We start from the raw sequence: 26018 nt of genomic DNA, 5'->3' as shown, positions 1-26018 counted from the left end.
CCTCACTTGATCATGGCGAGGTACCTTCATGACGCTGCATCGCGCTGTTTCCCACCTTGGCTTGTTGAATGCTTCCTTGCCCCTGCCTGTTTGTTCCCCCAAAGGCTGTCGACTGCTGGCCATGGGTAACGTGCTGTATTGCTTCTACTTGGGTGACGGCAATGAGGTGATGATGACCTCAAGGCTCGCGACGGGTGCCTGGAGCGTCCCGGTCGATCTGAAGTTCCCGAGTCTTTCGGGATTGCCAGCAGTCTATGGCTACAACGGCCGCATTCATGTATTCACCAGTGCCGAAGCCAATAACCCGATCACCCGTACCAACGGGTCGAAAGTACTGCACTGGCAATCGGGCGAGGACATTCGGATTCATTTGAACCTGAGCATGAATGTCTTTGGCTCCCCATCCGTAGCCGAGCTCAATGGCAAATTGTATGTTTTCTGGCGAGAGCCTGGGTACGGCGAGTTACGGTGGGGCAACTCGACGACAGGAATTGACTGGCTCCGTCAGGGGCATGTGCATCCGGAGGGGCAGAGCAGACTGGCACGCTCGCTCTGGGACCCAGTCGTTTGTACCTACCAGCGGCTCCTGCATGTTTTCTACCAGAGTGAACAGGGCCTGTCGTTGATCAGGTTCGACGGTGACAGCGGCTGGAGCCGTGGGCAACTTTTGGTCGACAAACCCTACCACTGCATGCCTGCCGTGTTTGTGCATGATGGCCTGCTGACGCTGGCATACGCCAACCTGCAATCCGCTGATCAAACCCTGTCGGTGACCGCGCCAACCGAGCAAAGCATGGGCGATCTGCACGACGGAGACGTCGAGGGCACGCTAGACCTCTATCGTTATGACGGCAATGTGTTGGGCCGGGTCGACCGGAGTATTGGCATGGTGGTCAAAGGCGTCCCCGCTGCGGCAGTGGTGGATGGCGAACTGAACCTCATCTTCCCATCGGTCTGAGTCGATCACGCCTTTGAAAGCAGGAGTGGGTCATGCCAGTCAATATTCGCATTCGAGGGGGCGCCGGGCTTTTGCTGCGCTCGCTCAGCGACACCGAATTCAATGCCGAACTTGAGCGCCTTTTTCGTGAGTTGTTTCAACTGCTGACCACAGCCCCGGCCGATGCGCCTCATTCGGCGGCCTATGTCAGCTATCACATCTCCAGCGAGTTCATGCGCAGCAGCAACTGGGGTGAACAGGCAGATGCAGCACAACGCCTGACGACACTGTTGCAGCGCCTGTACAACGAGCCGGGCATCATCGCCGGACTTCAGGCGGCACGTCGTGAGCAGAGCCTGGCGGTGTTGCTGCGGGTGTACAACATTCATCAGGCATTGATCATGTCCGGGCTGCACAGCGACCATGGGCCGCAGAGGCTTGATTCCAGCGATGCATTGCGCCTGTTGCGGATTGCAGTCACCGCTGCCTGGGGGCCTTGGCGTGCGAGCATCGAACTGCGGGGAAGCATTACCCGTTACCACCGGACACGGCTGCACGACCCAGGCACCGGTGTGCAGGCGATAATCGGCTGGCAGCGCGGAACAAACCCGCCTGTTCAATTGCGTGCGGCAACCTTCAACATGCAAGGCACCTCGGCAACGCAGACCGACAAGTTCCGCGCTCATTTGCTACATCGTATTCGCCAGCACCATGTGATCGCGCTGCAGGAAGCGGGCGAGCCGCCAACCTCTGCCCGGCATGAGGCACAGCTCAGCGTCAGTGACCAGTTTGGTGGTGCGCATGAAGTCAATCGCTGGCGCTGGGAAGTCGGGACCTCCGGTCGCCCGGAGAACTACATGCTGTATTACCTGGAAGTCGGCAGGCAACGCGTGCGCGTGGCGATGATGGTGAACAGCGATGTGAGCGTGACGGGCGTGACGGTAATCGCCGACGGCGCCCAGTCACCCTCGGGGCTGCTGTCGCCAAGGCCGGTGCTGGGGCTGCGCATTCGCTTGCCAGGGCTGCGTACCGATATGACCGCCTACAGTTTCCATGCCATTTCTGGCGGTGGCCCGAACAGCCCGAGAGTGCTGCGTGAAGTGGTCTGGCACACGGATACACCTTTCATCTTGCTGGGCGACTTCAACCGTGACCCTCGTGAGCCAACACCTGAGCATCCAGACAGCAGGAACTGGATCGCTCCACAGGGTATTGCCGAGCTGGTGCTTGCCCAGGGCCCAACCCACCCGAGCAACCGACCGGTGTCCATGCTCAACTATTCGCTTACCTCTGACCTGGCGCAGGTACCTGAGCCTGGACAAGTGCTGGATCTGATGGACTCGGACCATCGCATGGTGTCATTCAACTTCATGCTCTGTGACTGATTGACGGCGTGCCCTGCCTGCGAGAGCCTTAGGCTTTTCAGGCAGGGTAGAGCATGTTGATCGATTACCAGAAGGCCGCGCTGCTGGCCGTCGACATTCAGGAAAAACTCATCGGCGCCATGAGCGACCCCGAAGGCACCCGTGCACGCGCACGCTGGTTGCTGGCGGCTTGCGCCGACCTGGAATTGCCGACAGTGATTTCCGAACAGTACCCCAAAGGCCTGGGGCACACGCTGCCTGAGCTGCTCGCGGTTGCTCCGAGCGCCAAGGTGGTGGAGAAAACCCATTTTTCCTGCGTGACTGCCCAGTGCCTGCCCGACAGCCTGCTGGCGCGCGAGCAGGTGGTCGTCTGCGGCATGGAAACCCATGTCTGTGTATTGCAAACCGTGCTCGGCCTGCTGGGCCTGGGCAAGCAGGTTTTCGTGGTCGAGGACGCTTGCGACAGCCGCACCCCGGCCAACAAGGCTGCAGGGCTGGCGCGCATGGCCCAGGCGGGCGCGCAGTTGGTGACCCGTGAAATGGTCCTGTTCGAACTGCTGGGCAATGCCAGCCATCCCCAGTTCCGCCACATCAGCAAGACCTACCTGGTCGGTGAGCAGCCCTGAACGCTCGGCTCCTCACCGCGGGCCTGACGGTCCTGGCGCTGCTGCAAGGTTGTGTCGGGCGGCGCGAAGAAGAAGTCGAAGCCGACCCTGCGAAAGTGCAGGCCCAGCTGTTGCGCCTGCTGCCGGCCCAGGCCAAGGACCGCGAAGGCTGGGCCAGGGATATCCAGCAGGCGTTCGAGGCCCAGCGCATCGCACCGAGCAAGCGCAACCTGTGTGCGGTGCTGGCGGTCACCGAGCAGGAGTCGACCTTCAACGCCGACCCGCAGGTGCCCAACCTGGGCCGCATCGCCCGCGCGGAAATCGACCGCCGTGCCGCAGGGATGCATGTGCCGCGCCTGCTGGTCGACGGTGCGTTGAACACCCCTTCAGGCAACGGCCAGACCTACCAACAGCGCTTGCTCGCGGTACGCAGCGAGAAACAGCTGAGCGCGCTCTACGACGAAGTCACCGCCCGCTTGCCGCTGGGCAAGACCTTGCTCGGTGGGCTCAACCCGGTGCACACGGGCGGGCCGATGCAAGTCAGCGTCGAGTTCGCCGAGCAACACGCCAAAGACTATCCCTACACCTATGAAGGCACGATTCGCCAGGAAGTGTTCACTCGCCGAGGTGGCATGTACTTCGGCATCGCTCACTTGTTGGGTTACCCCGCCTCTTATGAGCGTCAGCTCTACCGCTTCGCCGATTTCAATGCTGGCTGGTATGCCAGCCGCAACGCCGCGTTTCAGGCGGCGTTGAGCAAGGCGACGGGGATCAAGCTGGCGCTCGATGGCGACCTGATCGCGCCGGGCTCGATCATGCCCGGCAGCACCGAGCAGGCGGCGCGCAAGCTGGGGGTGAAGCTGGGGCTGCGCAATACGCAGATCCGCAACCAGCTGGAGCTGGGTGACCGCCTGGCGTTCGAGGACAGCAAGCTGTACAGCGGGGTGTTCGCCTTGGCCGATGCGGCCGCGGGCAAACCGGTGCCGCGGGCGGTGTTGCCGGGGATCGAGCTGAAGAGCCCGAAGATTACTCGCAAGCTGACTACCGCGTGGTTTGCTGGGCGGGTGGATGAGCGTTATCAGCGCTGCATGAAGCGCTAGCAGTCTGTACAGGCCCTTTCGCGGGACAAGCCCGCTCCCACAGGTACACCACTGCTCTCAAGGGCTGTGGGGTCCCTGTGGGAGCGGGCTTGTCCCGCGAAAGGGCCGGTGAAGGCGGCATCAACCCTCGCTCAATGCCCCAACCACTTGATCGACACTGGCCTTGAGCCCGGTCACGGCATCCTCCGGATCACTCTCCACCACCAGCAGCTTCGCCCCGCTGGCCTTGATCACCTCGGCCACCGCCGCCTCCGGCTGCCGATGGTCCAGCACCAGCGCCACATCCTGCTCCTTCAGGTTGTCGCCCAACGCCTTGAGCGCGGCCTCATCCCACTTGCCATCGGCCGGCAACGGCTGTTCCACCACATCCAGGTTCAGGCCGCTGGCCAGGTATCCCAGACGCTCGGACAAGCTCACCACAGACAGGTTATCGACCTGTGCCAACTGCGTCTGGCTGTCGGCCGTCAGCGCCAGCAACTGACGCTTGAGCCCCGCCAGGTTGCCCTGGATTTTGACCTTTTCGGCCGGCGCCAGGCGCTCCAGGTCGTTGGCCAGCACATCGGCCATGCGCCCCAGGTTGGTCGGATTCAGCCAAGGGTACGCACTGTAGGCATCGTCGCCGGTCACCGCGATGCCCGGTAACGCACCGTCCACCGGGCGCGCGGCGTCAATCTCGACGATGCGGATGTTGCTGCGCCTGGCCATCGGGTAAAGCGGGTCATCGCGCCAGATCGAACGCACGCCGATCACCGCGTCGGCCTGCTGCGCGGCCTTGGCCAGGCTGGCGCCACCACGGCTGCTGAAGTACGCAGGCTGGCGGCTGGCCGGCAGGTTGGCCGGGGCGGCGCGGGTGAGCGCTACCGACGTACCGGCGAGCAAGGCCGTGGCCAGGCTGTGAGTGACGGGCAGGGTGGTCAGCACTTGCGTGGCAGCGGCCAGCGAGGGCAGGCCGGCCAAGGCCAGGGCCAGGGTCAGTCGTTTCAGGTTCATGCCGGGTTTCCTTGCAGGCGTGGAACGAGGGCGCGCGCCAGGGCGGCGAGGGCGAAGCAGATACCCGCAACCAGAATGATCGCGGCGCCGGACGGCACCGGCAGGTCGAACATGATCGGCAGCAGAATGCCCAGCAGCGTGCTCAGGGTGGCGATCAGCACCGAGATGAAGAAAAAGCCCTTGAGCGACTGGCTGACCAGCCGTGCAGCCGCCGCTGGAATCACCAGCAAGGCTCCGACCAGAATCGCCCCGATCACCTTCACCGAGGCCACGGTGACCAGGGTCACCAGCACCACGAACAGGTAGTCCAGGGTCTTCACCGCCACGCCGCGCACCGCCGCCAGCTGCGGGTTGAAGCTGGCCAGCACGATGCGGTTGTACAGCGGCAGGGACAGCGCGAGCACCAGCACCGCGACGATGCCCAGTACTACCAGGTCCTGGGCACTGACGGTCAGTACCGAGCCGAACAGCACGTTCTCGAGGATGTGCACGTTGATCTTGCCGGCCAGCATCAGCAGCAGGCTGGCGCCCAGGGCCAGGGACACTGAAAGGAACACGCCGATCAGCGTATCGGGCGACAGTCCGGTGCGGTTACGCAGGAAGTTGAGCAGGATGCCGAACAGCAGGCAGTAGCCGAACAGGCTGCCGTAAGGGCCGGTGTAGGGTTCGCCGAGCAGGATGCCGATGGCAACGCCCGTCAGCGCGGCATGGCCGACGGCTTCGGAGAAGAAGGCAAAACGCTTGACCACCACCAGGGTACCCAGGCCGCCCAGCACCGGGCCGATCATCAGCCCGGCCAGCAGCGCGTTGATCACGAAACCGTAGGCCAGCGCCTCCGGCAGGTAGCCAGCGCCGGCCCATTCCTGGACCAGTTGGCGGAATGCTTCATAACTCATGAGGCGAGGCTCTCGCTGCGCGGGTGAACGGAGAACAGGCCGAGCAGGCGCTCGGGCGTCAGGGCCTGGGCGGGTGGGGCATCGAACAGCACCCGGCGGTTCAGCCCTGTGACCCGGTCGGCCAGGCGCAATACCGCTTCCAGGTCATGCTCGATCCACAACACGGTGGTGCCGGCCTGGCGCCAGCCATTGAGCAGCTGTTCGAACACTTGAATCCCGGCTTCGTCGAGCGCCGACATCGGCTCGTCGAGTACCAGCAATTGCGGCTCCGGGATCAAACCTTGGGCCAGCAGCACGCGCTGGCGCTCGCCGCCAGACAGTGCACCCATGCGCCGTTTGCGTTTGTCGAGCATGCCCACCCGCGCCAACGCTGCGTCGACGGCCGGCCGCACGTGGCGCGACAGGCCGAGGAAACCCGGACGGCGTTGGCACATGGCGGCCATGAAGTCGTCCACAGTCATCGGCAGGCCACGGTCGAACTCCAGCGCCTGGGGCACGTAGCCGACCACCTGGTGCTCGCCGGGCCAGTGCAGGGTCAGTTGGCCCTGGTGTGGCATCTGCCCGAGCAGGGTCTTGATCAGCGAACTCTTGCCCCCGCCATTGGGCCCGACGATGGCATGCACGCTGCCAGTGGCGACGCTGAAACTGACCTGCTCGAGGATGCGCGTGCGGCCCAGGGTCAGGTCGATGCCGGCGAAGTCGATGCGCGGGCCGCTGGACGTGACAAGGTTGGCGGCGGCGGTCATGCGCGGTTCTCCTGGATGGCGCGCACCACCGTGTCGAGGTTGCGCTTCATCTCCACTTCGTACTTTTCCTTGGTGTATTCGCCATAGGAAATGTGCGTCAGCGGGTACAGGCGCACGCCGGATTCGCGCTGGATGGTCTCGACGTAGGCCGACGGGAAATCCATCTCCGAGAAGATCACCTTGACGTCCAGCGCCTTGAGTTGGTCGATGGTCTTTTTCAGCTGTGCCGGGCTCGGCTCGATCCCGTGGGCCGGCTCGACCACTGCGGTCACTTCCAGGCCGAAGTCACGCACCAGGTAGTCGTAGGCGGCATGGATGGTGGCCACGCGAAAGGTGGCATCCGGGGCTTCGGTGACCTTGGCCAGCGCCTCGGCGCGCAGCGCGCGCAGGCGCTTGGCATAGGCGCGGGCATTTTGCGTGTAGAACTTGGCGTTGTCCGGGTCGAGCTTGCCCAGCTCGCGGGCGATGTTGTTGACTTGGGCGATGGTGGTGCTGATCGACAGGAAGGTGTGCGGGTTGACCACCTTGCCGGCGCCGCGGGCAGCGATGCCGGTGGCCGCCAGCAGCGGCACGTTCTGGTTGGCCTCGATGGTCTTGATGTCGGGTTTTTCGCTGGCGGCGATCATGCGGTCGGCGAAGTCGTCATGGCCGACGCCGTTGAGCACCACGACATCCAGGGTGCCGATGCGCTTGATGTCCTCGGCCCGTGGTTCATAGGCATGGGGGTTGAAACCCGCCGGAATCAGCGGCACCACCTCGGCCTTGTCGCCGACGATGTTGCTCACGTAGCTGTAGTAAGGGTGCAGGGTGATACCAATGCGCAGGGGTTTGCCGGTGTCGGCCAGGGCCATCAGGGGGAAGGCGCAGGCCAGCAGCAGGGCGAAGGCGGAACGGAACATGGAAGAATTCCTTGGGTTCAGTGACGGTGCTCGCGGGTTACCCCGGCGTCGTAATGGCTGACCACTTGCTGCCAGCCCGCGGCGATCAACGCTGCCTGGCCGAGGTCGTCCGGGGCCAGCGCTGCGCTGTCGCGGCGTAGCCAGACATCGACCTGGCCGTTGCTGTCGCTCGGCAGGATCAGCAGAAAGCTGCCCGCTACCTGCGGCGCCTTGCTCAGGCCGAGGTAGGCGCCGATCGGCAACCACGACCACCGGTGGCCACCACGGCTCTGGCTGCCGGCGTCCACCACGAACGGTGGCAGGCCTTCCTCGGCCAGCATGCCCACGGGGGGAATGCTGGCGGTTTCTTCGCGCAGCAGCTGGATCTCGTCGAACGCCACCCGCAGGTCGGTGTAGATGCCTTGCTCGGCGGCGCTCAGGTCACGGCGTGCGTCGATCTGGTGGCTGGCGATGACCTGTTCGTCCTCCCGTTCGCCACGCAGCAGCACCACCGTGGTGGCGAGGGCGACGATCAGCAGGCTGACCAGCAGCACATAAAGGGTTTCATGCCCGGCACCGGCGGGGCGTACCACCTGGGTACGGCTCAGGGTCGGGCCGTTCATTGTTGTGCGATGTCGGCGTAGTCGACTTCCACCACGTGCCCGGGGCCTGCGTCGAACAGCACGTAGAACTCGCCGTCGGGGCGTTTGAAGGTCAGGGTCGAGTCCTGGCCGAGCTTGCCGCCGACCAGTACCTGCTCGTCGTAGCCGATCACGTCCAGGGTTACCCCCGGCGCGCCGCTGCCATCGGAGAAGCCACCGGTGCATTTGACCTGGTCTCCCGCGACCTCTTCACATTCGCACATCGGGTTGTGGGCCAGGGCCGGGCCTGCGGCCAGGGCCAGCAGCGGCAGGGCGAGCTTGCGCATCAGGTGCTTCATTTCTTGCCTCCTTGTGTTTCGAGCCAGGCCACAGTGGCGGGGGACGCCTTGGCCAGGGGGACCGACGCCTGGTGCATGCTGCCGTCCCAGCCTTCGAGGGTGATCCAGACCTCTGCATCAGGCCGGGTGCGTGGCGGTATCGGCAGGTTGGTGCCCATGCGGTACGGGGCGCCGAAGAAGATGGTGCCGGCGGCGCGCAGGCTGCGTGGTTTGCCGATGCGCAGGTAGACGGCCTTGACGTCGTTGATGCAGGCCTTGCACAGGGCGGCGTTGAAGGCCTTGAAGTGGCCGGCCGGGCCGTCGGCGCGAGGGGCTTCGTTGCGCAGTTCGGCAAGATCCAGGCTATACGGGCCGACCTGGATGTCGCTGATCGGGTTGACGCCCAGGCCGGCATCGCCGCGAAACAGCGCTGCATCGGCAAAGTACTTGGGCATGAAGCCCAGCGGGATCAGGATCAGCAGGATGTTCAGGTGGAAGCGCCACTTCAGCCACCACTGTTTGAGCGGGCTGCTGGGCAGGGTCTGGGCGTGGCTCATTGGGGGATCTCCACGGTGGTTTCCTTACGGGCCTTGCGCGGCGCGCGTTCGCTGCGCTTGATGGCGGCGGCGGTGGCCTGGGCGGTGCGCTTGGTCCAGATCAGCAAGCCGCTGAACACCATCAGGGTCAGCACCAGGCCGAAGAAGAACCAGATCAGCTTGACCGGCAGGCCGCCGAAATCGCCGGTGTGCAGCGGGCGCATGGACTCGGTGACGAACTCCAGGGCGGAGCGGTCGCTGATCACGAACTGGCTGTCGACGTTGCGGGTATAGGGGTTGACGTCGGCGCTCTGGAACATCAGCGGATACCAGCCGGGTCCACCCAGGCTGATATGGCTGTAGGCGGTGGCCGGCAGCATGACGAAGTTGATGTCCAGGCCCGGTACCGCAAGGCCGGCCAGGCGCGCTGCTTCATCCACGTCGATGCGTGGGGCAGGGCTGCCATCGGCGGTTTGCGGTACATCTTCGCGTGCGATTACCGGCACGATCGGTTCGCTGGAAATCGAGATGTGGTTATCGGACAGGATGGCCTGGATCAGGAACCAGGTGCCGGTGATGGAAATGACCGCGATGAACCAGATCGACCAGACCCCCGCCAGGCGGTGCAGGTCACCCCAGAAGATGCGTGAGCCGTGGCCGGTGCGCACCGGTTTGAAGAAGCCCTTCCAGAACTTCTTGTACACCACAAGCCCCGTCACCAGCGACGCCAGCATCGGCAGGCCGAGCAACGACACCAGGTACCAGCCCCAGCTGAAGCCATTGGTGAAGGGCACCAGCCACCAGCCGTGCAGGGCGCGGGTGAACGCTTCGAAGTTGAAGTCCGGGACCTTGCCCTGGATCGCGCCGGTGTAGGGGTTCACATAAAGCGTGGGGCTGCTGCCGTCGGGGTAGGTCACGCCGGCATTGATGGCGAAGTGCGAACCGTCCGGCTGGCGCAACGTGCGCACCACCATGTCCGGTTCGGCCTTGTGCAGTTCATCGAGCACCTGCTGGAAGCTCAGGCGTTCGGCGCTGTCGTCAGGCTTGCTGGCCCGTACATCGGGGTTGGCCAGCCAGACGATTTCCTGGCTGACTACCGCGAGCATGCCGGTGAAGCAGACGATCAGGACGAAGAACCAGATCGGCAGGGCGAGCCAGCTGTGGACCAGGAACCACAGCCTGGACTTGGATTTTTTCGGTGATTTGGCCATCGGTCGTCTTCTGAAAATGAGGGTCGAGCACAGGCCCAACCACTGGGGCTGCATTAATAAAGACGAATGAGAATGAAAATCCTGCGTAGTTAATTGAAAGCAAATGTTTCAAGAAGTACAAAAACCGGCCAAGCGCGAGGCGCCTGGCCGGTTTTTGCGGTGCGTCGAGGGGTCAGGCGCTGGTGAGCGCTACTGGCGCTTTCAGGCTGCCATGCAGGTGGGACAGGTCGTGGTAGAGGGCCTGGCCGATCTCGGCCGCGCGCGACGGCAGTACCGACAGCAAGGTGTCGCTCAGACCGTGGCTGTTCTCGCAGAAACCTTGCAGGTAGACAGAGGCCTGCAGCTCGGGGCTGGCCAGCACCCGGTAGTTGCGGTCGACCGCGAAGTCTTCCAGGTAGCCGACCAACGGCGCCAGCAGGTCACGGTGCGAGCGGCGCTCGTAGCCGGTGGCGAGAATCACGGCGTCGTAACGGTGGGTTTGCTGCTGGCCGGTGGCGAGGTCGCGCAGGGTCAGCTCGATGCCCTCGCGGGTCGCCACCACCGCTTCCACCTGGCGGCGGCAGAGCACGTTGTGGCGGAACTGGTGGGCGACCTTCTGGCGGTAGAGGATGCCGTAGATGCGCTCGATCAGGTCGAGGTCGACCACCGAGTAGTTGGTGTTGTGGTACTCGCCCAGCAGCTTGGCGCGCTGGTCAGCCGGCTCGTTGTAGACCAGGTCGGTGTAGTCCGGGGAGAAGATCTCGTTGACGAACGGGCTGTCGTCGGCCGGCTTGAGCGCCGAACCGCGCAGCACCATGTCGACCTTCACCGACGGGTAGCTGTCGTTGAGATCGATGAACGCCTCGGCGGCGCTCTGGCCTGAACCAATCACTGCAATGCGCATCGGCTTGCCCTCGGTGCAGGGCAGTTTGTTCAGGCTGCTCAGGTACTGGGAGTGGTGAAAGACGCGCGGATCGTCCTTGAACGCGCCGAATTTTTCGGGGATTTTCGGCGTGCCGCCGGTGCCGACCACTACCGAACGGGTACGGCGGCTGACTTCACGGCCCTGGGCATTGCGCGACACCAGGCGCAGATGCTCCACGCGGCCGGCTTTTACTTCAGGTTCGATGCGCAGTACCTGCTCGCCGTACACCGCTTGGGTGGCGAAGTGCTCGGCGGCCCAGCGCAGGTAGTCGTTGTACTCCAATCGGCACGGGTAGAAGGTGCCGAGGTTGATGAAGTCGGCCAGGCGCTGCTTCTGGTGCAGGTAATTGACGAAGCTGTAGGGGCTGGTGGGGTTGCGCAGCGAGACCAGGTCCTTGAGGAAGGAGATCTGCAGCTCGCTCTGGGTGGCCAGGGTTTCACCGTGCCAGCGGTATTCCTGCTGCTTGTCGATGAACAGCGCGTCGAGGGCATGGCCCTGAGTCTGGGCGAGCTCTTCCAGGGCGATGGCCAAGGCCAGGTTGGACGGGCCGAAGCCCACGCCGATCAGATCTTTGATGGTTTCCGGGTTCGAAGACTGGCTCATGGCTGCGATTCCATAATGGTCGAATGTGGACGCCCGCCGGTACTCCGGCTCCTGCGTAGGTACATGGGTTGGAACGAGCCAAGGTGTGGGGAATTTACTGATCGGCCGTATGCCGGCTGGTCGCCAGTGCTAAAGGTCTGTGTGGGGCTGCCGATAGGGAAGTCGACGCAAGGACCATTTCAGCACAGGGACAAACACATGGTAGGTATCGCAGCGATCACCCTCAGCGGGGCCTCACCCGCCGCCACGGCTGCCGTCAGTAGCGAGGCGCAGAAGGTCGAAGGCGGGCAGGGCACCAGCGTTCAGGCCGACACTTCCAAGTTGCGCAAAAGCGACCAGGCGCAAAGCGCACAGGGCAGCGAAGACAGTGGCGAGCCCGCGCACATCAAGCAATTGCGCGAAATGATCAAGAAGCTGCAGAAGCAGTTGGCCGAGGAGCAGAAGCAACTGGCTGCACTGATGGCGCAGAAAATGGATGAGACGACCAAGTTGGCGGCGGTGGGGGCCAAGCAGGCCAGTATCGCCACGCTCAACGGCCAGATCTTGCAGGCGACCGCACAGTTGCTCGAAGCCTTGCAGACGACGGGCGGCAGCAGTGCTGGCGGGATGGTCAGCACCCAGGCCTGATCAGGCTCGCTTGATCGGTGTAGGAGCGGCCTTGTGTCACGAAAGGGCCGCGAAGCGGCCCCAGGGTTTTTGCAGCGCTGCTGATATTGCTGGGGCCGCTTCGCGGCCCTTTCGCGACACAAGGCCGCTCCTACAGCACGACCGCGTTGGCAGGTTACTCGGCCGCCAGGCGAGTCTTGGTCTGTCGATCCGACTTGTACTGCATGGCGACTGCCGGCGCAGGCTTCGCGGCACCGGTTTCCAGCCACTGACGCATGCGGCTGGCATCGGCGAAGTGGGTGTACTTGCCGAAGGCGTCGAGAATCACCATGGCCACCGGGCGGTTGTCCATGCGGGTCAGCAGCACCAGGCAATGGCCCGCTTCATTGGTGAAGCCGGTCTTGGTCAGCTTGATGTCCCAGTTGCTCTTGTTCACCAGGTGGTCGGTGTTGCGAAAGCCCAGCGTGTAGTTGGGCTTGCGGAAGGCAACGGTCTTCTCGCGGGTGGTCGACAGCTCGCTCAACAGCGGGTACTTGCGCGAGGCCATCAACAGCTTGCCGAGGTCACGTGCGGTGGACACGTTCAGCGTCGACAGGCCGGTAGGCTCGACATAGCGGGTATGGCTCATGCCCAGGCTGCGGGCCTTGGCGTTCATCGCCTTGATGAAGGCCGGATAGCCCCCGGGGTAGTGGTTGGCCAGGGTGGTGGCGGCACGGTTTTCCGATGACATCAGGGTAATCAGCAAGGTTTCGCGGCGGTTCAGCTCGCTGCCCAGGCGCACCCGCGAGTAGACGCCTTTCATCTCCGGGTTGTTGGCGATGGTCATGGTGAGCATGTCATCCATGGGCTGCTTGGCATCCAGCACCACCATTGCGGTCATCAGCTTGGTGACCGAAGCAATGGGTACCACACGGTCGGCGTGGCTCGAATACAGTTCTTGATTGGTATTCAGGTCGATCAGCAGGGCGCTGCCGGAAGCCAGGTGCAGCTTGGAGGGGTCGCGTTGAACCTGGGCTGGGGGTTGTGCAGCAGCGGTCGACGGAAGGGTCGCAGTTCCTGTGAGCAACAGCAGCAGGCTGAGGATGGACAGGGATGTTTTCACGTTGAGGCTCACTAAAGGTTGGTATGTCGTTGGCTGTGCAAGGGTTTTCCCCCAAAAAACGCTCGCATTCTGGAGTATGGCTCAGCGGCTGTCGATTGCTCGTTGCACCGGCCTGTCGAAATGAAAAAAGCTTCATGCTGTAACGGTTATCCTGCGTCCGTTCGTCGGTTAGTTCGGGGCAAAAAAAGACCCGCCAGAGGCGGGTCAGAAGAGGCGTAGGGAGCAACGCACAACAAATTCGGTCAAGCGAGCAGGCTATTGGCCTGGAGCTGTTCGGCCAGGGACTGGGCCGACGCGCGGGTGGTCAGCGGGCCACTCACGGCTTCGCCGTTGCGCATCAGGTACCAACATGCCAGCAGCCCTTGCTCACGCAGTGTAGACGGGACGGCGCTGCCGATGACGGACATGATCTGAATAGTGGCCATGGGGACCTCCTGTAAAACATGGCCCTACCTTACGCAGCAGCCAACGCGGTTTGAAATCAACTTGCTCAATAGTGCTCATCAGGTTTTTCAACGGTCACCAACGCGGCGGGCCGTAATACACCGGGGGCGGGCCGTAGACGCGATACACCGGTGGGGGTGGCCCCTGCACGTAGTACGGCTGGTAGTAAACCGGTGGCGGTGGCGGTGCCTGCACATACACCGGAGGCGGGCCGTAGTAGACCGGTTGGCGCTCTACATACACCGTGCGGTCGTGGCCAGCGGAAACCGTAGCCCCGACCACCGCCCCAACCACCGCTGCCCCGAGCAGCGGGCCTGGGCCATACCAGCCACCACCGCCACCGTGGGCGGATGCTTGCCCGCTGATGGCCAGGGCAACGACCAGCAGGGCGATTCCGGGGATGAGACGCTTCATGACGGTTCCTCGCAAGAAACCCCACGCTCGGGGTCCTACTACTATGAGCTGCGCTCTGTCAGCTGAGCACAGGGGAACGGTAAAGGTTGTGTAAGGGACGACCAGTGGTGGTCTCTGTTACGCTGAACAAACGTTTCAGTTATGAAAAAGGAGCAGTTTATGGCGACAACTCCCAGCAGAGACACGGTGCTGTGCATCTCCCTGGCCGGGCGGCCAGGCACGTTCGGCGTGCGCTTTCATAACCACCTCTACCGGCAGCTGGGCCTGGACTATTACTACAAGGCAATGACCACGGGCGACTTGCCGGCCGCCATCGCCGGCATGCGCGCGCTGGGCATTCGCGGCTGTGGGGTGTCCATGCCGTACAAGGAGGCGTGCATGGCCCTGGTCGACGAGATCGACCCGTCGGCGGCCGCCATCGAGTCGGTCAATACCTTGGTCAACACCGCTGGCCGGCTGAAGGCCTACAACACCGATTACCTCGCGGTGCGGCAGCTGATCGAGCAGCATCAGGTCGACCCAGGCACTGCATTCGCCCTGCGTGGCAGTGGCGGCATGGCCAAGGCGGTGGCCAGTGCCTTGCGCGATGCGGGATTGCGCGAGGGGGTGATCGTGGCGCGCAACGAGCAGGCGGGGCGGTAACTGGCGGATGTCTGCGGCTATCGCTGGGTGGCCGAGCTGGGCGACTTGTGCCCGCCCATGTTGGTGAATGTGACGCCGATCGGCATGGCGGGCGGGCCGGAGGCTGATCAGCTGGCGTTCAGCGAAAACGCCATTGACGCGGCCGAGCGGGTGTTCGATGTGGTGGCGATGCCGGCGCAAACGCCGTTGATCCGGCGTGCGCAGGCGTTGGGCAAGCCGGTGATTACCGGGTTGGAGGTGATTGCGCTGCAGGCGCTGGAGCAGTTCGTGCTGTATACCGGGGTTCGGCCGACGCCGGAGCAGGTCCAGGCGGCGGTGGCTTACGCGCGGGGTAGCTAGAGGGCGCCTGCCATGGCCCTGTCGCCGGCAAGCCGGCGACAGGGCCCTGCGGGCAGTCAGAAGGTTCTATGCCCCTTGTCCAATTGCTCGTCCACCAGTGCCCGCCCATGGGCCAGCGACACATGCTGGGCATTTTCCAGGTCGGAGAAGAACTTCATCGGCATCGGGATGCGCTTGCTGGTATGCCCTTCAGGATCGGTGATCAGGCAGCCGGCGGCATAGGGCAGGGGAGAGTCGGGATGGGGCATCACGCTGGCGGTGATGGTGTGGTCGCGGTATTCACAGTGAAGAGATTGCATCGTCCTTACCTCGCTGTGGCGTATGAAGCGGTTACCTTCATATACCACAGCGAGTGGCCAGGAGTTCCCGACCCGACGAGCGCGAGCCGATGAACGATCAGCCCTTGAGTTCGGCTGGCTGGATCACTTCGACCCAGTAGCCGTCCGGGTCCTTGATGAAGGCCAGGTGGTTCATGCGGCCGTCGGCCAGGCGCTTCTGGAACGGCACGTTCAGCGCCTCGAAGCGGGCGCAGGCTTCGCGCACGTCAGGCACGGAAATGCAGATATGGCCAAAGCCGCGCGGGTCGCTGTTGCCGTTGTGGTAGGCAAACTCAGGGTCGTTTTCGGTGCCGTGGTTGTGGGTCAGCTCCAGTACGCCCGGGATGGATTTCATCCACTGGTGGCGCTCGGCGTCGTCGGCGGGGATTTGCGCCGGGTCGACCAGGGCCAGGAAGTACAGGCTGAAGGCCGCTTCCGGGAAATCACGTTTGTCGACCAGGCGGAAACCCAGCACGCGGGTGTAGAAGTCCAGCGATTTCTCGATGTCCTTGACCCGCAGCATGGTGTGGTTGAAGACGAACTGGGCGGTGGCGGCGTCAGGTCGGGCGGTAACGCCCGGCAGGGTGTGCAGATCGTGCAGGCTCATGGGTACTCCAGAGACGAGGCTGGCGGCGGGGCCAGCGAAACAGACAGGAGGGCCATGATACGGCAGTGAAGCGATTGCGCAAACGAAAGCGCCCTGCACGAGGCAGGGCGCTGAAATAGAGGCCCGCATGTGCGGGCGCGTGGGGTCGCTAGTCCATTAGCTGCCTCGATACTGGGCCAGCGGTTGTGAAAAAAGTGTGAAGCTGGCGTTGACGTTTCATCAGCGTACCCAGCGTTCCACCGTGGCGGCGCCGTACTGTTCTTTCCAGGCCTTGAGGCCGCGGTGGTTGCCACCTTTGGTTTCGATCAGCTCGCCGGTATGCGGGTTTTCGTACACTTTCACCACGCGCGGGCGGCGCTGTTGTTTCGGCGCACTGGACGCGCCGCGCGTCGTAGCTTTCGGGTCGAGGATGGCGATGATATCGCGCAGACTCTTGTCATAGCTTTTCATCAGGCCGACTAGTTTCTGCTCGAATTCGATTTCGCGTTTGAGGCCGGCATCCTTTTTCAGCGCCTCCAGTTGTGCCATTTGTTCCTGGAGCGCTTTTTCGGCAGCACGAAACTCTGCAAGTCTGGACACTGTAATCACTCCTGTACGTCTTCCGTGGCAGGGCGTGACGAACATTGATAAGGCATAAACGCCGGCCACGCGGGTGGGTCTAACTGTTCGCTGATATCGAGTGTAGTCACTTGTCGGGCACCGGTAAACCGCAAACTTTTTAGTGTAATTCGGGAACTTTGCTAGTTTTTCGAGCGGTAAATTCGAAGCGTTTTCCAGGCGCGACCACTGCGTTCTAGACTATGGTCCAATGGCGCGTCCTAGAGCGTTTGCGCGATCATTTCAGATGATGGTTGGCGATTGTTCGGCCCTCCCGCATCCGCGCCGCCTTGTTCGGCGCGGATTTGTTTTTTGCCTTTCTTCTGGATGTTCCCTCGCATGTTTGCCCCTTTCCCTCTCGCCCCCGGGCGCCGTGTTGCCGGCCTGTTGCTGTTGTGTGCCGGTGCCCAGGCCCAGGCCGCCGGTTTCCTTGAAGACAGTACTGCCAAGGTCGAAGCGCGCACTGTCTATTTCAACCGGGATTTTCGTGACGGCCATAGCAGTTCCAGTCAAGGCGCGTCGAAGCGTGAAGAAGCGGCACAAGGTTTCATTCTGAATCTGCAGTCCGGTTATACCCAAGGCCCGGTCGGCTTTGGTGTCGATGCATTGGGCATGTTCGGTTTCAAACTCGACTCCAGCCCGGCAGACAGTAACAGCGGCTTGTTGCCTTCTTCCGGCCATGACCCACGCCACTCTGCCGACCAATACGCGAAGATGGGCCTGGCGGCCAAGGTCAAGGTATCCCAGACCGTATTGAAATACGGATCGTCGATGCCGGATGTTCCGCTGTTGAAGTACAACGATGGCCGTCTGCTGCCGACCATGTTCCACGGTGCCCTGTTGACGTCCGAAGAGATTCGCGACCTCAAGTTCACCCTGGCTCGCTTCAACCAGTACACCGCACGGGATTCCAGCGACCGCCAGGACCTTCGTGTGCACTGCAAGAACAAGCGTTATGCCTGCAACATCGAGGCAGACCACTTCGACCTGGCGGGCCTGGACTACCGCTTCAATGAGCACTTCAGCGCCCAGTACCAGGTCGGCGAGCTGGAAAACATCTACCGCCAGCACTTCCTGGGCTTCGTCGCCAACCAGCCACTGACGACCGGCAGCCTGTCGGCCGACCTGCGGCTGATCAAGAGTGATGATATCGGCAACGCCCATGCAGGCGAGATCGACCACCGTGCCTTCAGCGGCATGCTCGGCTACAGCCTGGGCGGCCACAAGGTCAGTGCCGGCTGGCAGCGCATGTACGGCGAAAGCGCCATGCCTTACCTGGATGGCACCAACCCGTACCTGGTCAACTACGCTCAGGTCAATGACTTCGCCGCTGCCCAGGAACGTTCCTGGCAATTGCGTTATGACTATGACTTCAAGGCGCTCGGCGTACCTGGTCTGACGTTCTTCACCCGCTACATCAACGGTGACCATATCAAGGTCCCGGGCAGCAACGCCGAAGGCAAGGAATGGGAACGCGACACCGAGTTCAAGTACCAGGTGCAGAGCGGCACGTTCAAAGATGTCAGCGTGCGCCTGCGTAACTCCACCTACCGCAGCAACTACGAGCAGTGGGCGCGGGACATGGACGAGACGCGGGTCATCGTCAGCTACAACTTCTCGATCTTCTGAGGTCGTTTTTGCCAAACTCCGGCGGCCGGCCGACAATGGCCGCTGGTTCCCTTCCAGGGTCAGGCGATGAAAGAGCTGCTGCTGATCGGTATCGGCCCGGGTGACCCACGGCAGGTCACCTATGAGGCTGTGGAGGCGCTGCGCCGTGCCACGGTGTTTTTCGTGCTCGACAAAGGGGCCGATAAGGACCAACTGGTACGTTTGCGCAAGGCCATCCTCGAGCGCTACCGACCTGAAGGCGGTTATCGCCTGGTTCAGGTCGCAGACCCACGGCGCGATGCCGAGGCCGTCGACTATGTCGAAGCGGTGCATGACTGGCATCGCCAGCGGGCCGCCCTGTACGCCCGCCTGATCAGCGAAGAAATGGGCGCCGAGGACATCGGCGCTTTTCTGCTGTGGGGCGAGCCGGGCTTGTATGACAGTACCCTGCGCATGCTTGACCTGGTCCGCGAACGTGGCGTCGCGCTGCGCCTGCAGGTGATTCCCGGGATCAGCAGCGTGCAGGCGCTGGCGGCCCGGCACCAGATTCCACTCAACCGTATCGGCGAGCCGCTGACCGTGCTGCCCGGGCGTCGCCTGGCCGAGCAGGGTGTGATCGACAACGTGGTGGTGATGCTCGATGGGCAGTGTGCGTTCGCCGCGCTCGATGATCCTGGGCTGGTGATCTACTGGGGGGCTTACCTGGGAACGGAGGACGAAGTGCTGATTGCCGGGCCTTTGCAGGCGGTGAAGCAGCGCATCGTGCAGGTGCGGGAGGAGGCGAGGTTGCGCAAGGGGTGGATCATGGATACCTACCTGTTGCGGCGGGAGCTGTGATCAGCGGATGCCGGTACCGGCCTCATCGCCGGCAAGCCGGCTGCCACAGGTACACCACAGCTCTCAAGCTCAGTGGGGAACCTGTGGCAGCCGGCTTGCCGGCGATGGCCGCAAAGGCGAATTCAAGGCGTACCCAGAATCCCTACCACCTTGTCGCGCAACTGTTCGATGCTGAACGGCTTGCCGATCATGTGCATCCCTTCCGGTACGTTCAGACTCTCGGCATAGCCACTGGCAAACAGCACCGGCAGCAGAGGCCGCAACACACGGGCCCTGGCCGCCAGTTCTTCGCCGCGCATGTCCGGCAGGCCCACATCGGTCATCAGCAGGGCCAAGGGCTGCCCCGGGTCTTCGAGGATACGCAGGGCGCTCGTGGCGTCTTGCGCTTCGATGGCCTTGTAGCCCAACTCGTCGAGCACTTCGACCATCAGCATGCGGACGATGTCGTCGTCTTCGACTACCAGAAGGTGCATGGTTCGTTTCCTGTTGAAAAAGGCATGTCTCTATTCTGTGCGCCAGTGGGTGACAGAAGTTCCCGAGGATACCGGCCATCGAACTTTCAGGGAACGATTCGCGCATGCAACCTTCAAATACTGGCTAAATGCCCTGCTGAAGCCGGCAAAGCTGGTTAGACTCGCTTGTTAACCGGTGAGCGCAGCGGCAGACAAATACAGGCTCCGGCCGCCACACTGAACAATGGATTTCTTCGCTCGGGCGTTTTCTCATGATTCAAGCAGCCTCAATGGACCAACGAAGCTTTCGCAAGCTGTTGAGCCGCAACATTGGCCTGCCGTTGGGCCTTGGCCTGCTCGGCGCAGTGGCCTTCGTCGCGGTGATCAACTACCTGCTGTCGGCCATGCAATGGGTCGAGCACACCGACCGGGTGATCGGCAATGCCAACGAAACGGTGAAGCTGTCGATCGACATGGAAACCGGCATGCGCGGGTTCCTGATCACCGGTGACGAGCGCTTCCTCGACCCCTACGAGGTCGCCAAACCGAAGATTTTCAGCAGCCTGCAGGGCATGCGCGGCTTGGTCGCGGACAACCCGCAGCAGGTCGACCGCATTGACCGGCTGGTCGCCCTGCAGCAGGCCTGGAACGACTTTGGCAAGGAGATGATCACCCAGCGCCGTAACGGCGGCGACTACCGCCAGGCCATCGGCAACGGCCGTGGCAAGCGCATCACCGACGAGATCCGCAAAGAGTTCGACGACCTGGTCGGCACCGAACAGCAACTGCGCATGGCCCGCAACGAAACGGTCAGCCGTGTTACGGTTACCGCCATCAGCGCCTTCGTGCTGTTCATCGTCGGCCTCAGCGGACTGCTGGCCTACCTCGGACGGCGCGACCTGCTGGCCTTGTCGAGCAGCTACGATGACAACCTCCAGGCCCAGCAGCGCTCGGCCGAGCGCCTGGAACACCAGGCCTGGCTGCGCAACGGCCAGACCCAGCTGGCCGAACAGGTGCTGGGGCAACTGACCCTGCCCATGCTGGGCGACAACATCCTGCGCTTCTTTGCCAGTTACCTGGGCAGCGTGGTCGGCGCCCTGTACGTGCGTGACGGTCACGGTCGCCTGGTACGTGTGGCCAGCTATGGCCTGGATGCCGAACAACAAGCCCGTGAACAGGTGCTGGCCAGCCACGATGGCCTATTGGCCCAAGCGGTACGTGAAGGCCGTCTGCTGCGCCTGGAGGACTTGCCGGAGGACTACTACCGCTTGAGCTCTGGCCTGGGCAGCGGGCTGCCGCGTAGCGCCCTGCTGATGCCGGCCAGCGACGATGGCCAGATCAACGGGGTGATCGAGCTGGGCTTCTTGCGCCCGTTGCAGGTCCGCGACGACGAGCTGATGGAGCGGGTCGCCGGCAACCTCGGCATGTCCATCGAAAGCGCCCGCTACCGCCAGCGCCTGCAGGAAGTGCTGGCCGAAACCCAGCAGCTCAACGAAGAGCTGCAGGTGCAGCAGGAAGAACTCAAGACCGCCAACGAAGAGCTCGAAGAGCAGTCGCGCGTGCTCAAGGAGTCCCAGGCGCACCTGGAGACCCAGCAGGCGGAGCTTGAACAGACCAACGAGCAGTTGTCCGAGCGCACCGACGCCCTGGACCGCAAGAACGACGAGCTCAGCCAGGCTCAGGAAGAGCTGCAGGCCCGCGCCGACGACCTGCAGCGTTCGAGCAAGTACAAGTCCGAGTTCCTCGCCAACATGTCCCACGAGCTGCGCACACCGCTCAACAGCTCGCTGATCCTGGCCAAACTCCTGGCCGAGAACGGCGAAGGCAACCTCAGTGGCGAGCAGGTCAAGTTCGCCGAATCCATCTATTCGGCTGGCAACGACCTGCTGAACCTGATCAACGACATCCTCGACATCGCCAAGGTCGAGGCCGGCAAGCTCGACGTGCGCCCCGAAATCACCCATCTGGAGCGTCTGGTCGAAGGCCTGCGCGGCATGTTCCTGCCGCTGGCCGAGCACAAGGGTTTGAGCTTCGAGGTCAAGGTCGAAGGGCAGGTACCGGCCACCCTGTTCACCGACCGCCAGCGCCTGGAGCAGATCCTCAAGAACCTGTTGTCCAACGCCGTCAAGTTCACCGACCACGGCCAGGTCAGCCTGGCCATCAGCTACCAGGCCGGCACCGGCATCGTCTTCGCCGTGCGCGATTCCGGCATCGGCATTGCCGCCGACCAGCAGCAGGCGATTTTCGGCGCTTTCCACCAGGTCGATGGCAGCAGCAACCGCCGTTATGGCGGCACCGGCCTGGGCCTGTCGATTTCCCGCGACCTGGCGCATTTGCTGGGTGGGCAGATCAGCGTCGACAGTAGCCCCGGCCAGGGCAGCGTGTTCAGCCTGATCCTGCCGGAGCATTTTGAGGCGCAAGCCGAGGAGGTCGAGGCCCTGAGCCTGCGCCCGGCAGTCGATACACTGCCGCCCGCGCCCCAGGTGCCCGCATCACCTGCGCCGAAGCTGTCGCCACTGGCCTTCGCCGACGACCGTGAGCGGGCACCCTTCGCCAACCGTTGCATCCTAGTGATCGAGGACGAGCCGAACTTCGCCCGCATCCTCTTCGACCTGGCCCACGAGCTGGGCTACAGCTGCCTGGTGGCCCAGGGCGCGGACGAAGGCTTCGCCCTGGCGGCGCAGTTCATCCCCGATGCGATCTTGCTGGACATGCGCCTGCCCGACCATTCCGGCCTCACCGTGCTACAGCGCCTCAAGGAGCAGGCAGGCACCCGGCACATCCCGGTGCACATCATTTCGGTCGAGGACCGTGTCGAAGCGGCCATGCACATGGGCGCGGTCGGTTACGCGGTCAAGCCGACCAGTCGTGAACAGCTCAAGGAAGTGTTCGCCCGTCTGGAAGCAAAGCTGACGCAGAAGCTCAAGCACATTTTGCTGGTCGAGGACGACGACCTGCAGCGCGAGAGCATCGCCCGTCTGATCGGCGACGACGATGTCGAGATCACCGCCGTGGCCATGGCCCAGGAAGCCTTGGCGCTGCTGCGCGAGAACGTCTACGACTGCATGATCATCGACCTCAAGCTGCCGGACATGCTCGGCAACGAGCTGCTCAAGCGCATGACTGCCGAAGACATCCGGTCTTTCCCGCCGGTCATCGTCTACACCGGGCGCAACCTGACCCGCGAAGAAGAGACCGAGCTGCTCAAGTATTCACGCTCGATCATCATCAAGGGCGCCCGCTCGCCCGAGCGTCTGCTCGATGAAGTGACGCTTTTTCTGCACAAAGTCGAATCGCAGCTGTCCCATGAGCGTCAACGCATGCTCAAGACCGCGCGTAGCCGCGACAAGGTGTTCGAAGGCCGCAAGATACTGCTGGTGGATGACGATGTGCGCAACATCTTCGCCCTCACCAGTGCCCTGGAGCACAAGGGCGCGATCGTCGAGATCGGCCGCAACGGGCGCGAGGCCATCGAGCGCCTGGAGCAGCACGACGACATCGACCTGGTGCTGATGGATGTGATGATGCCGGAAATGGACGGTTTCGAGGCTACCCGGCTGATTCGCCAGCAACCGCGCTGGCGCAAACTGCCGATCATTGCCGTGACCGCCAAGGCCATGAAGGACGACCAGCAGCGTTGCCTGCAGGCCGGCGCCAATGATTACCTCGCCAAACCGATCGACCTGGACCGTCTGTTCTCGTTGATCCGCGTATGGCTGCCGCAACTGGAGCGAATTTGACTAGCGAACGCAACACCGACATCGAGATCCGGCTGCTGATCGAGGCGATCTACCTCAAGTACAGCTACGATTTTCGCGATTATTCCGGCGCCTCGATCAAGCGCCGGATCCTTCATGCGCTGCGCCAGTTCGAGTGCCACACGGTGTCGGCCCTGCAGGAGCGGGTGCTGCACGACCCGGGCATGTTCATGCAGTTGCTGCAGTTCCTGACGATCCCGGTGAGCGAGATGTTCCGCGACCCCAGCCACTTCCTGGCGCTGCGCAACGAGGTGGTCCCGCTGCTGCGTACTTGGCCGTCGATCAAGATCTGGATCGCCGGCTGCAGCACCGGGGAGGAGGTGTATTCGATGGCCATCCTGCTGCGCGAAGAGGGCCTGCTCGAACGCACCATCATTTATGCCACCGACATTAACCCACGCTCGCTGGACAGGGCCAAGCAGGGTATCTACTCGATGCAGAGCATGCGCGAGTACGAGGAAAACTACCGCCGCGCCGGTGGCCGTCGGGACTTTTCCGAGTACTACACGGCCGCCTACGGCAACGCCATCATGGACAGCAGCCTGCGCGACAACGTGACCTTTGCCGACCACAGCCTGGCCACCGACAGCGTGTTCTCCGAAACCCAGTTGGTGTCCTGCCGCAACGTGCTGATCTACTTCAACAAGGCACTGCAGGACCGAGCCCTGGGCTTGTTCCACGAGTCCTTGTGCCATCGCGGCTTCCTGGTGCTGGGCAGCAAGGAGTCGGTGGATTTTTCCGCTTACAGCGAGCGCTTCGAGCCGCTGGTCAAGCCTGAACGGATCTACCGCAAATCATGAACGGCGTACGTGCGATCGTGATCGGCGCTTCGGCGGGCGGCGTGGCGGCCCTGCTGCAGGTGCTCGGTGGCTTGCCGGCAGCGTTTGCCACGCCGGTGCTGTGCGTGCTGCACCTGCCCGATGACCGCCACAGCCAGTTGGCTGAAGTGCTGCAGCGGCGGGTACACCGGCCGGTGAGCGAGGCGCATGACAAGGAGCCCATCGCCCCCGGCCAGATCTACGTGGCCACGCCCCGCTACCACCTGTCAGTGGAAGCCGACTTGAGCCTGTCGCTGAGCCAGGAAGACCCGGTGCATTTCTCCCGCCCGGCGATCGACGTCCTGTTCATGTCGGCGGCCGATGCATATGGCGACGGTCTGCTCGGCATCCTCCTCACCGGGGCCAACGAAGACGGCGCCGCAGGCCTTGCCTACATCAAGAACAGCGGCGGCCGGACCGTGGTCCAGGACCCCCGCGATGCACAAGTGGCGTTGATGCCGGAGGCCGCCCTGGCCCTGCATCGACCCGACCATATACTTTCTCTGAGCGGGATCGAGCAGTTGCTCGCCACCCTGGAATCCAGCGCATGCTAAGCCTCACCACCGCCAAACTGCTGATCGTCGACGATCTGCCGGAAAACCTGCTGGCCCTCGACGCCCTGATCCAGGGCGAAGGCCGCGAGGTGCACCAGGCCCAGTCGGCTGAAGCGGCATTGTCGCTGTTGCTTGAGCACGAATTCGCCCTGGCCATTCTCGATGTGCAAATGCCGGGCATGAATGGTTTCGAGCTGGCCGAATTGATGCGTGGCACGGAAAAGACCCGCCATATTCCGATCGTCTTCGTCACGGCGGCCGGCCGCGAGATGAACTACGCCTTCAAGGGCTACGAGAGCGGTGCGGTGGACTTCCTGCACAAGCCCCTCGACACCATGGCGGTGAAAAGCAAGGTGTCGGTATTCGTCGACCTGTACCGCCAGCGCAAGGTGCTTGACCGGCAGTTGCAGGCCCTGGAGCACAGCCGCCAGCAGCAGGAACAGCTGCTGGCCCAGTTGCAGGTGGCGCAGGGTGAACTGGAACATGCGGTGCGCATGCGCGACGACTTCATGTCGATCGTTTCCCACGAGGTGCGCACGCCGCTCAACGGCCTGATCCTGGAAACCCAGTTGCGCAAGATGCACCTGGCCCGTGGCAACCTCGACGCGTTCAGCGCCGACAAGTTGCAGGCCATGGTCGAGCGCGACGAGCGGCAGATCAACAGCCTGATCCGGCTGATCGAAGACATGCTCGATGTGTCGCGCATCCGTACCGGCAAGCTGTCGCTGCGGCCGAAACCGTTCGATCTTGGCCAGTTGGCCCGCGCCCTGGTGGAGAATTTCACTGCCCAGGCCACGGCGCTGGAGACCCGTATCGAATTGCAGTGCTGCGAGGCGCTGCAAGGCGCGTGGGACGAGTTTCGGATTGAACAAGTACTGGCCAACCTGTTGTCCAATGCGTTGCGCTATGGCGAACGGCGCCCGGTGCAGGTACGGGTGTTCGCTCAGGAGGGCATGGCTTGGGTGCAAGTGCAGGACCAGGGTATCGGCATCAGTGCCGCCAACCAGCAGCGGATTTTCCAGCAGTTCGAGCGGGTGGCGGCGCAGCAGGCCAGCAATGGCCTGGGCCTGGGGCTGTATATCTCGGAACAGATCGTCCAGGCCCATGGCGGGCGTATCCTGGTCGACAGCGAGGAGGGCAAGGGTGCAACCTTCAGCCTCCTGTTGCCACTGGTGGCACCGGCAGAACAAAACGACCAGGCGCGGGCAACCTCTGCATAAGCCTGGGGTCAGAT

At 63.1% G+C, this 26018-nt stretch carries 27 protein-coding genes and 1 pseudogene; 12 read left to right on the top strand and 16 right to left on the bottom strand.

Translation table 11 applies throughout. The annotated features are described in order from the left end of the window. Positions 1–28: 28 nt before the first annotated feature. The 4 genes from ACIPZG_RS24660 to ACIPZG_RS24645 are packed head-to-tail and all read left to right on the top strand — an operon-like array spanning position 29 to position 4006. On the top strand, positions 29–958 hold the full coding sequence (locus tag ACIPZG_RS24660) for a hypothetical protein (RefSeq protein WP_400717738.1): 930 nt from the start codon (positions 29–31) through the stop codon (positions 956–958). Positions 959–990: 32 nt separating this feature from the next. Then, entirely contained in the window at positions 991–2322 is a 1332-nt protein-coding gene (locus tag ACIPZG_RS24655; RefSeq protein WP_400717735.1) for an endonuclease/exonuclease/phosphatase family protein, read from the top strand. Between the two features lie 53 nt (positions 2323–2375). Beyond that, complete coding sequence (locus tag ACIPZG_RS24650; protein ID WP_400717733.1) at positions 2376–2927, top strand: hydrolase; 552 nt, start codon at positions 2376–2378, stop codon at positions 2925–2927. Beyond that, on the top strand, positions 2924–4006 hold the full coding sequence (locus tag ACIPZG_RS24645; RefSeq protein ID WP_400717819.1) for a DUF1615 domain-containing protein: 1083 nt from the start codon (positions 2924–2926) through the stop codon (positions 4004–4006). The genes ACIPZG_RS24650 and ACIPZG_RS24645 overlap by 4 nt, the downstream gene beginning before the upstream one ends. Positions 4007–4126: 120 nt before the next feature. Here ACIPZG_RS24645 and ACIPZG_RS24640 read toward each other — a convergent pair whose 3' ends face one another. The 9 genes from ACIPZG_RS24640 to ACIPZG_RS24600 all read right to left on the bottom strand — a co-directional run bounded on the left by ACIPZG_RS24640 (position 4127) and on the right by ACIPZG_RS24600 (position 11689). Beyond that, positions 4127–4996 (bottom strand): metal ABC transporter solute-binding protein, Zn/Mn family, encoded by an 870-nt coding sequence (locus ACIPZG_RS24640; protein WP_400717731.1) that lies wholly within the window; start codon positions 4994–4996, stop codon positions 4127–4129. Then, positions 4993–5892: a metal ABC transporter permease gene (locus ACIPZG_RS24635; protein WP_400717729.1), complete on the bottom strand. Its 900-nt coding sequence runs from the start codon at positions 5890–5892 to the stop codon at positions 4993–4995. Before ACIPZG_RS24635 ends, ACIPZG_RS24640 begins: the two co-directional genes overlap by 4 nt. Beyond that, positions 5889–6638: a metal ABC transporter ATP-binding protein gene (locus ACIPZG_RS24630; RefSeq protein WP_400717727.1), complete on the bottom strand. Its 750-nt coding sequence runs from the start codon at positions 6636–6638 to the stop codon at positions 5889–5891. Before ACIPZG_RS24630 ends, ACIPZG_RS24635 begins: the two co-directional genes overlap by 4 nt. Then, positions 6635–7537 (bottom strand): metal ABC transporter substrate-binding protein, encoded by a 903-nt coding sequence (locus ACIPZG_RS24625; protein WP_400643346.1) that lies wholly within the window; start codon positions 7535–7537, stop codon positions 6635–6637. Before ACIPZG_RS24625 ends, ACIPZG_RS24630 begins: the two co-directional genes overlap by 4 nt. A 17-nt stretch (positions 7538–7554) precedes the next feature. Next, positions 7555–8124 (bottom strand): DUF6162 family protein, encoded by a 570-nt coding sequence (locus ACIPZG_RS24620; RefSeq protein WP_400717817.1) that lies wholly within the window; start codon positions 8122–8124, stop codon positions 7555–7557. Positions 8125–8135: 11 nt separating this feature from the next. After that, the gene (locus tag ACIPZG_RS24615; RefSeq protein ID WP_400717724.1) at positions 8136–8456 is read right to left on the bottom strand and encodes a hypothetical protein; all 321 of its coding nucleotides are present in this window, start codon (positions 8454–8456) and stop codon (positions 8136–8138) included. Continuing rightward, on the bottom strand, positions 8453–8992 hold the full coding sequence (locus ACIPZG_RS24610; protein ID WP_400717722.1) for a thiamine pyrophosphate-binding protein: 540 nt from the start codon (positions 8990–8992) through the stop codon (positions 8453–8455). The genes ACIPZG_RS24615 and ACIPZG_RS24610 overlap by 4 nt, the downstream gene beginning before the upstream one ends. Continuing rightward, positions 8989–10182, bottom strand: coding sequence for a PepSY-associated TM helix domain-containing protein (locus tag ACIPZG_RS24605; RefSeq protein WP_400717720.1), 1194 nt, complete (start codon positions 10180–10182; stop codon positions 8989–8991). The genes ACIPZG_RS24610 and ACIPZG_RS24605 overlap by 4 nt, the downstream gene beginning before the upstream one ends. A 172-nt stretch (positions 10183–10354) precedes the next feature. Next, positions 10355–11689, bottom strand: a complete 1335-nt coding sequence (locus ACIPZG_RS24600) for a lysine N(6)-hydroxylase/L-ornithine N(5)-oxygenase family protein (RefSeq protein ID WP_400717717.1) — start codon at positions 11687–11689, stop codon at positions 10355–10357. Positions 11690–11887: 198 nt separating this feature from the next. On the opposite strand from ACIPZG_RS24600, the gene ACIPZG_RS24595 reads away from it, so the two are divergent. Further along, on the top strand, positions 11888–12316 hold the full coding sequence (locus ACIPZG_RS24595; RefSeq protein WP_400717715.1) for a hypothetical protein: 429 nt from the start codon (positions 11888–11890) through the stop codon (positions 12314–12316). Positions 12317–12470: 154 nt separating this feature from the next. Here ACIPZG_RS24595 and pbpG read toward each other — a convergent pair whose 3' ends face one another. From pbpG to ACIPZG_RS24580, 3 genes are all read right to left on the bottom strand, one after another. Beyond that, the gene (gene pbpG / locus ACIPZG_RS24590) at positions 12471–13397 is read right to left on the bottom strand and encodes a D-alanyl-D-alanine endopeptidase (protein ID WP_400717712.1); all 927 of its coding nucleotides are present in this window, start codon (positions 13395–13397) and stop codon (positions 12471–12473) included. 242 nt (positions 13398–13639) lie between these two features. Next, on the bottom strand, positions 13640–13822 hold the full coding sequence (locus ACIPZG_RS24585) for a hypothetical protein (RefSeq protein WP_400643352.1): 183 nt from the start codon (positions 13820–13822) through the stop codon (positions 13640–13642). Between the two features lie 94 nt (positions 13823–13916). Continuing rightward, a complete protein-coding gene (locus ACIPZG_RS24580; RefSeq protein WP_400717710.1) occupies positions 13917–14255 on the bottom strand; it encodes a hypothetical protein in 339 nt (112 codons plus the stop codon). Between the two features lie 159 nt (positions 14256–14414). On the opposite strand from ACIPZG_RS24580, the pseudogene ACIPZG_RS24575 reads away from it, so the two are divergent. Further along, positions 14415–15236 (top strand): annotated as a pseudogene (locus ACIPZG_RS24575) (shikimate 5-dehydrogenase). A 56-nt stretch (positions 15237–15292) separates the two neighbouring features. On the opposite strand, the gene ACIPZG_RS24570 reads toward ACIPZG_RS24575, so the two are convergent. The 3 genes from ACIPZG_RS24570 to ACIPZG_RS24560 all read right to left on the bottom strand — a co-directional run bounded on the left by ACIPZG_RS24570 (position 15293) and on the right by ACIPZG_RS24560 (position 16739). Continuing rightward, positions 15293–15535 carry a hypothetical protein gene (locus ACIPZG_RS24570; RefSeq protein WP_400717708.1) on the bottom strand — a complete coding sequence of 81 codons (243 nt, stop codon included), beginning with the start codon at positions 15533–15535 and terminating at the stop codon, positions 15293–15295. Positions 15536–15632: 97 nt separating this feature from the next. Beyond that, entirely contained in the window at positions 15633–16160 is a 528-nt protein-coding gene (gene gloA, locus ACIPZG_RS24565; RefSeq protein ID WP_400717706.1) for a lactoylglutathione lyase, read from the bottom strand. A gap of 219 nt (positions 16161–16379) precedes the next feature. Further along, on the bottom strand, positions 16380–16739 hold the full coding sequence (locus ACIPZG_RS24560; protein ID WP_400717814.1) for a histone-like nucleoid-structuring protein, MvaT/MvaU family: 360 nt from the start codon (positions 16737–16739) through the stop codon (positions 16380–16382). Positions 16740–17096: 357 nt separating this feature from the next. Here ACIPZG_RS24560 and ACIPZG_RS24555 point away from each other — a divergent pair, with 357 nt between their 5' ends. Together ACIPZG_RS24555 and cobF are read left to right on the top strand one after the other, a co-directional pair. After that, positions 17097–18386: an OprD family porin gene (locus ACIPZG_RS24555; protein WP_400717704.1), complete on the top strand. Its 1290-nt coding sequence runs from the start codon at positions 17097–17099 to the stop codon at positions 18384–18386. Positions 18387–18452: 66 nt separating this feature from the next. After that, positions 18453–19202 (top strand): precorrin-6A synthase (deacetylating), encoded by a 750-nt coding sequence (gene cobF, locus ACIPZG_RS24550; RefSeq protein ID WP_400717701.1) that lies wholly within the window; start codon positions 18453–18455, stop codon positions 19200–19202. A gap of 122 nt (positions 19203–19324) precedes the next feature. Here the strand turns inward: cobF and ACIPZG_RS24545 are convergent, their stop codons facing one another. Then, positions 19325–19675: a response regulator gene (locus ACIPZG_RS24545; protein WP_008101134.1), complete on the bottom strand. Its 351-nt coding sequence runs from the start codon at positions 19673–19675 to the stop codon at positions 19325–19327. A 251-nt stretch (positions 19676–19926) separates the two neighbouring features. Between ACIPZG_RS24545 and ACIPZG_RS24540 the strand changes: the two genes are divergently transcribed. Genes ACIPZG_RS24540 through ACIPZG_RS24525 form a run of 4 tightly spaced genes read left to right on the top strand, consistent with a single transcriptional unit; the run spans position 19927 to position 26004 of the window. Next, positions 19927–23394 carry a response regulator gene (locus ACIPZG_RS24540; protein WP_400717699.1) on the top strand — a complete coding sequence of 1156 codons (3468 nt, stop codon included), beginning with the start codon at positions 19927–19929 and terminating at the stop codon, positions 23392–23394. Then, on the top strand, positions 23391–24212 hold the full coding sequence (locus tag ACIPZG_RS24535; RefSeq protein WP_400717697.1) for a CheR family methyltransferase: 822 nt from the start codon (positions 23391–23393) through the stop codon (positions 24210–24212). The genes ACIPZG_RS24540 and ACIPZG_RS24535 overlap by 4 nt, the downstream gene beginning before the upstream one ends. Next, a complete protein-coding gene (locus ACIPZG_RS24530) occupies positions 24209–24784 on the top strand; it encodes a chemotaxis protein CheB (RefSeq protein ID WP_400717694.1) in 576 nt (191 codons plus the stop codon). Before ACIPZG_RS24535 ends, ACIPZG_RS24530 begins: the two co-directional genes overlap by 4 nt. Further along, complete coding sequence (locus ACIPZG_RS24525) at positions 24778–26004, top strand: ATP-binding protein (RefSeq protein ID WP_400717692.1); 1227 nt, start codon at positions 24778–24780, stop codon at positions 26002–26004. Before ACIPZG_RS24530 ends, ACIPZG_RS24525 begins: the two co-directional genes overlap by 7 nt. The last annotated feature ends 14 nt before the right edge of the window (positions 26005–26018 follow it).

Source organism: Pseudomonas sp. NPDC089395, assembly GCF_044749525.1.
In the GTDB taxonomy this organism is placed as follows: Bacteria; Pseudomonadota; Gammaproteobacteria; order Pseudomonadales; family Pseudomonadaceae; genus Aquipseudomonas.
This window is presented reverse-complemented; position numbering and strand designations above follow the sequence as displayed.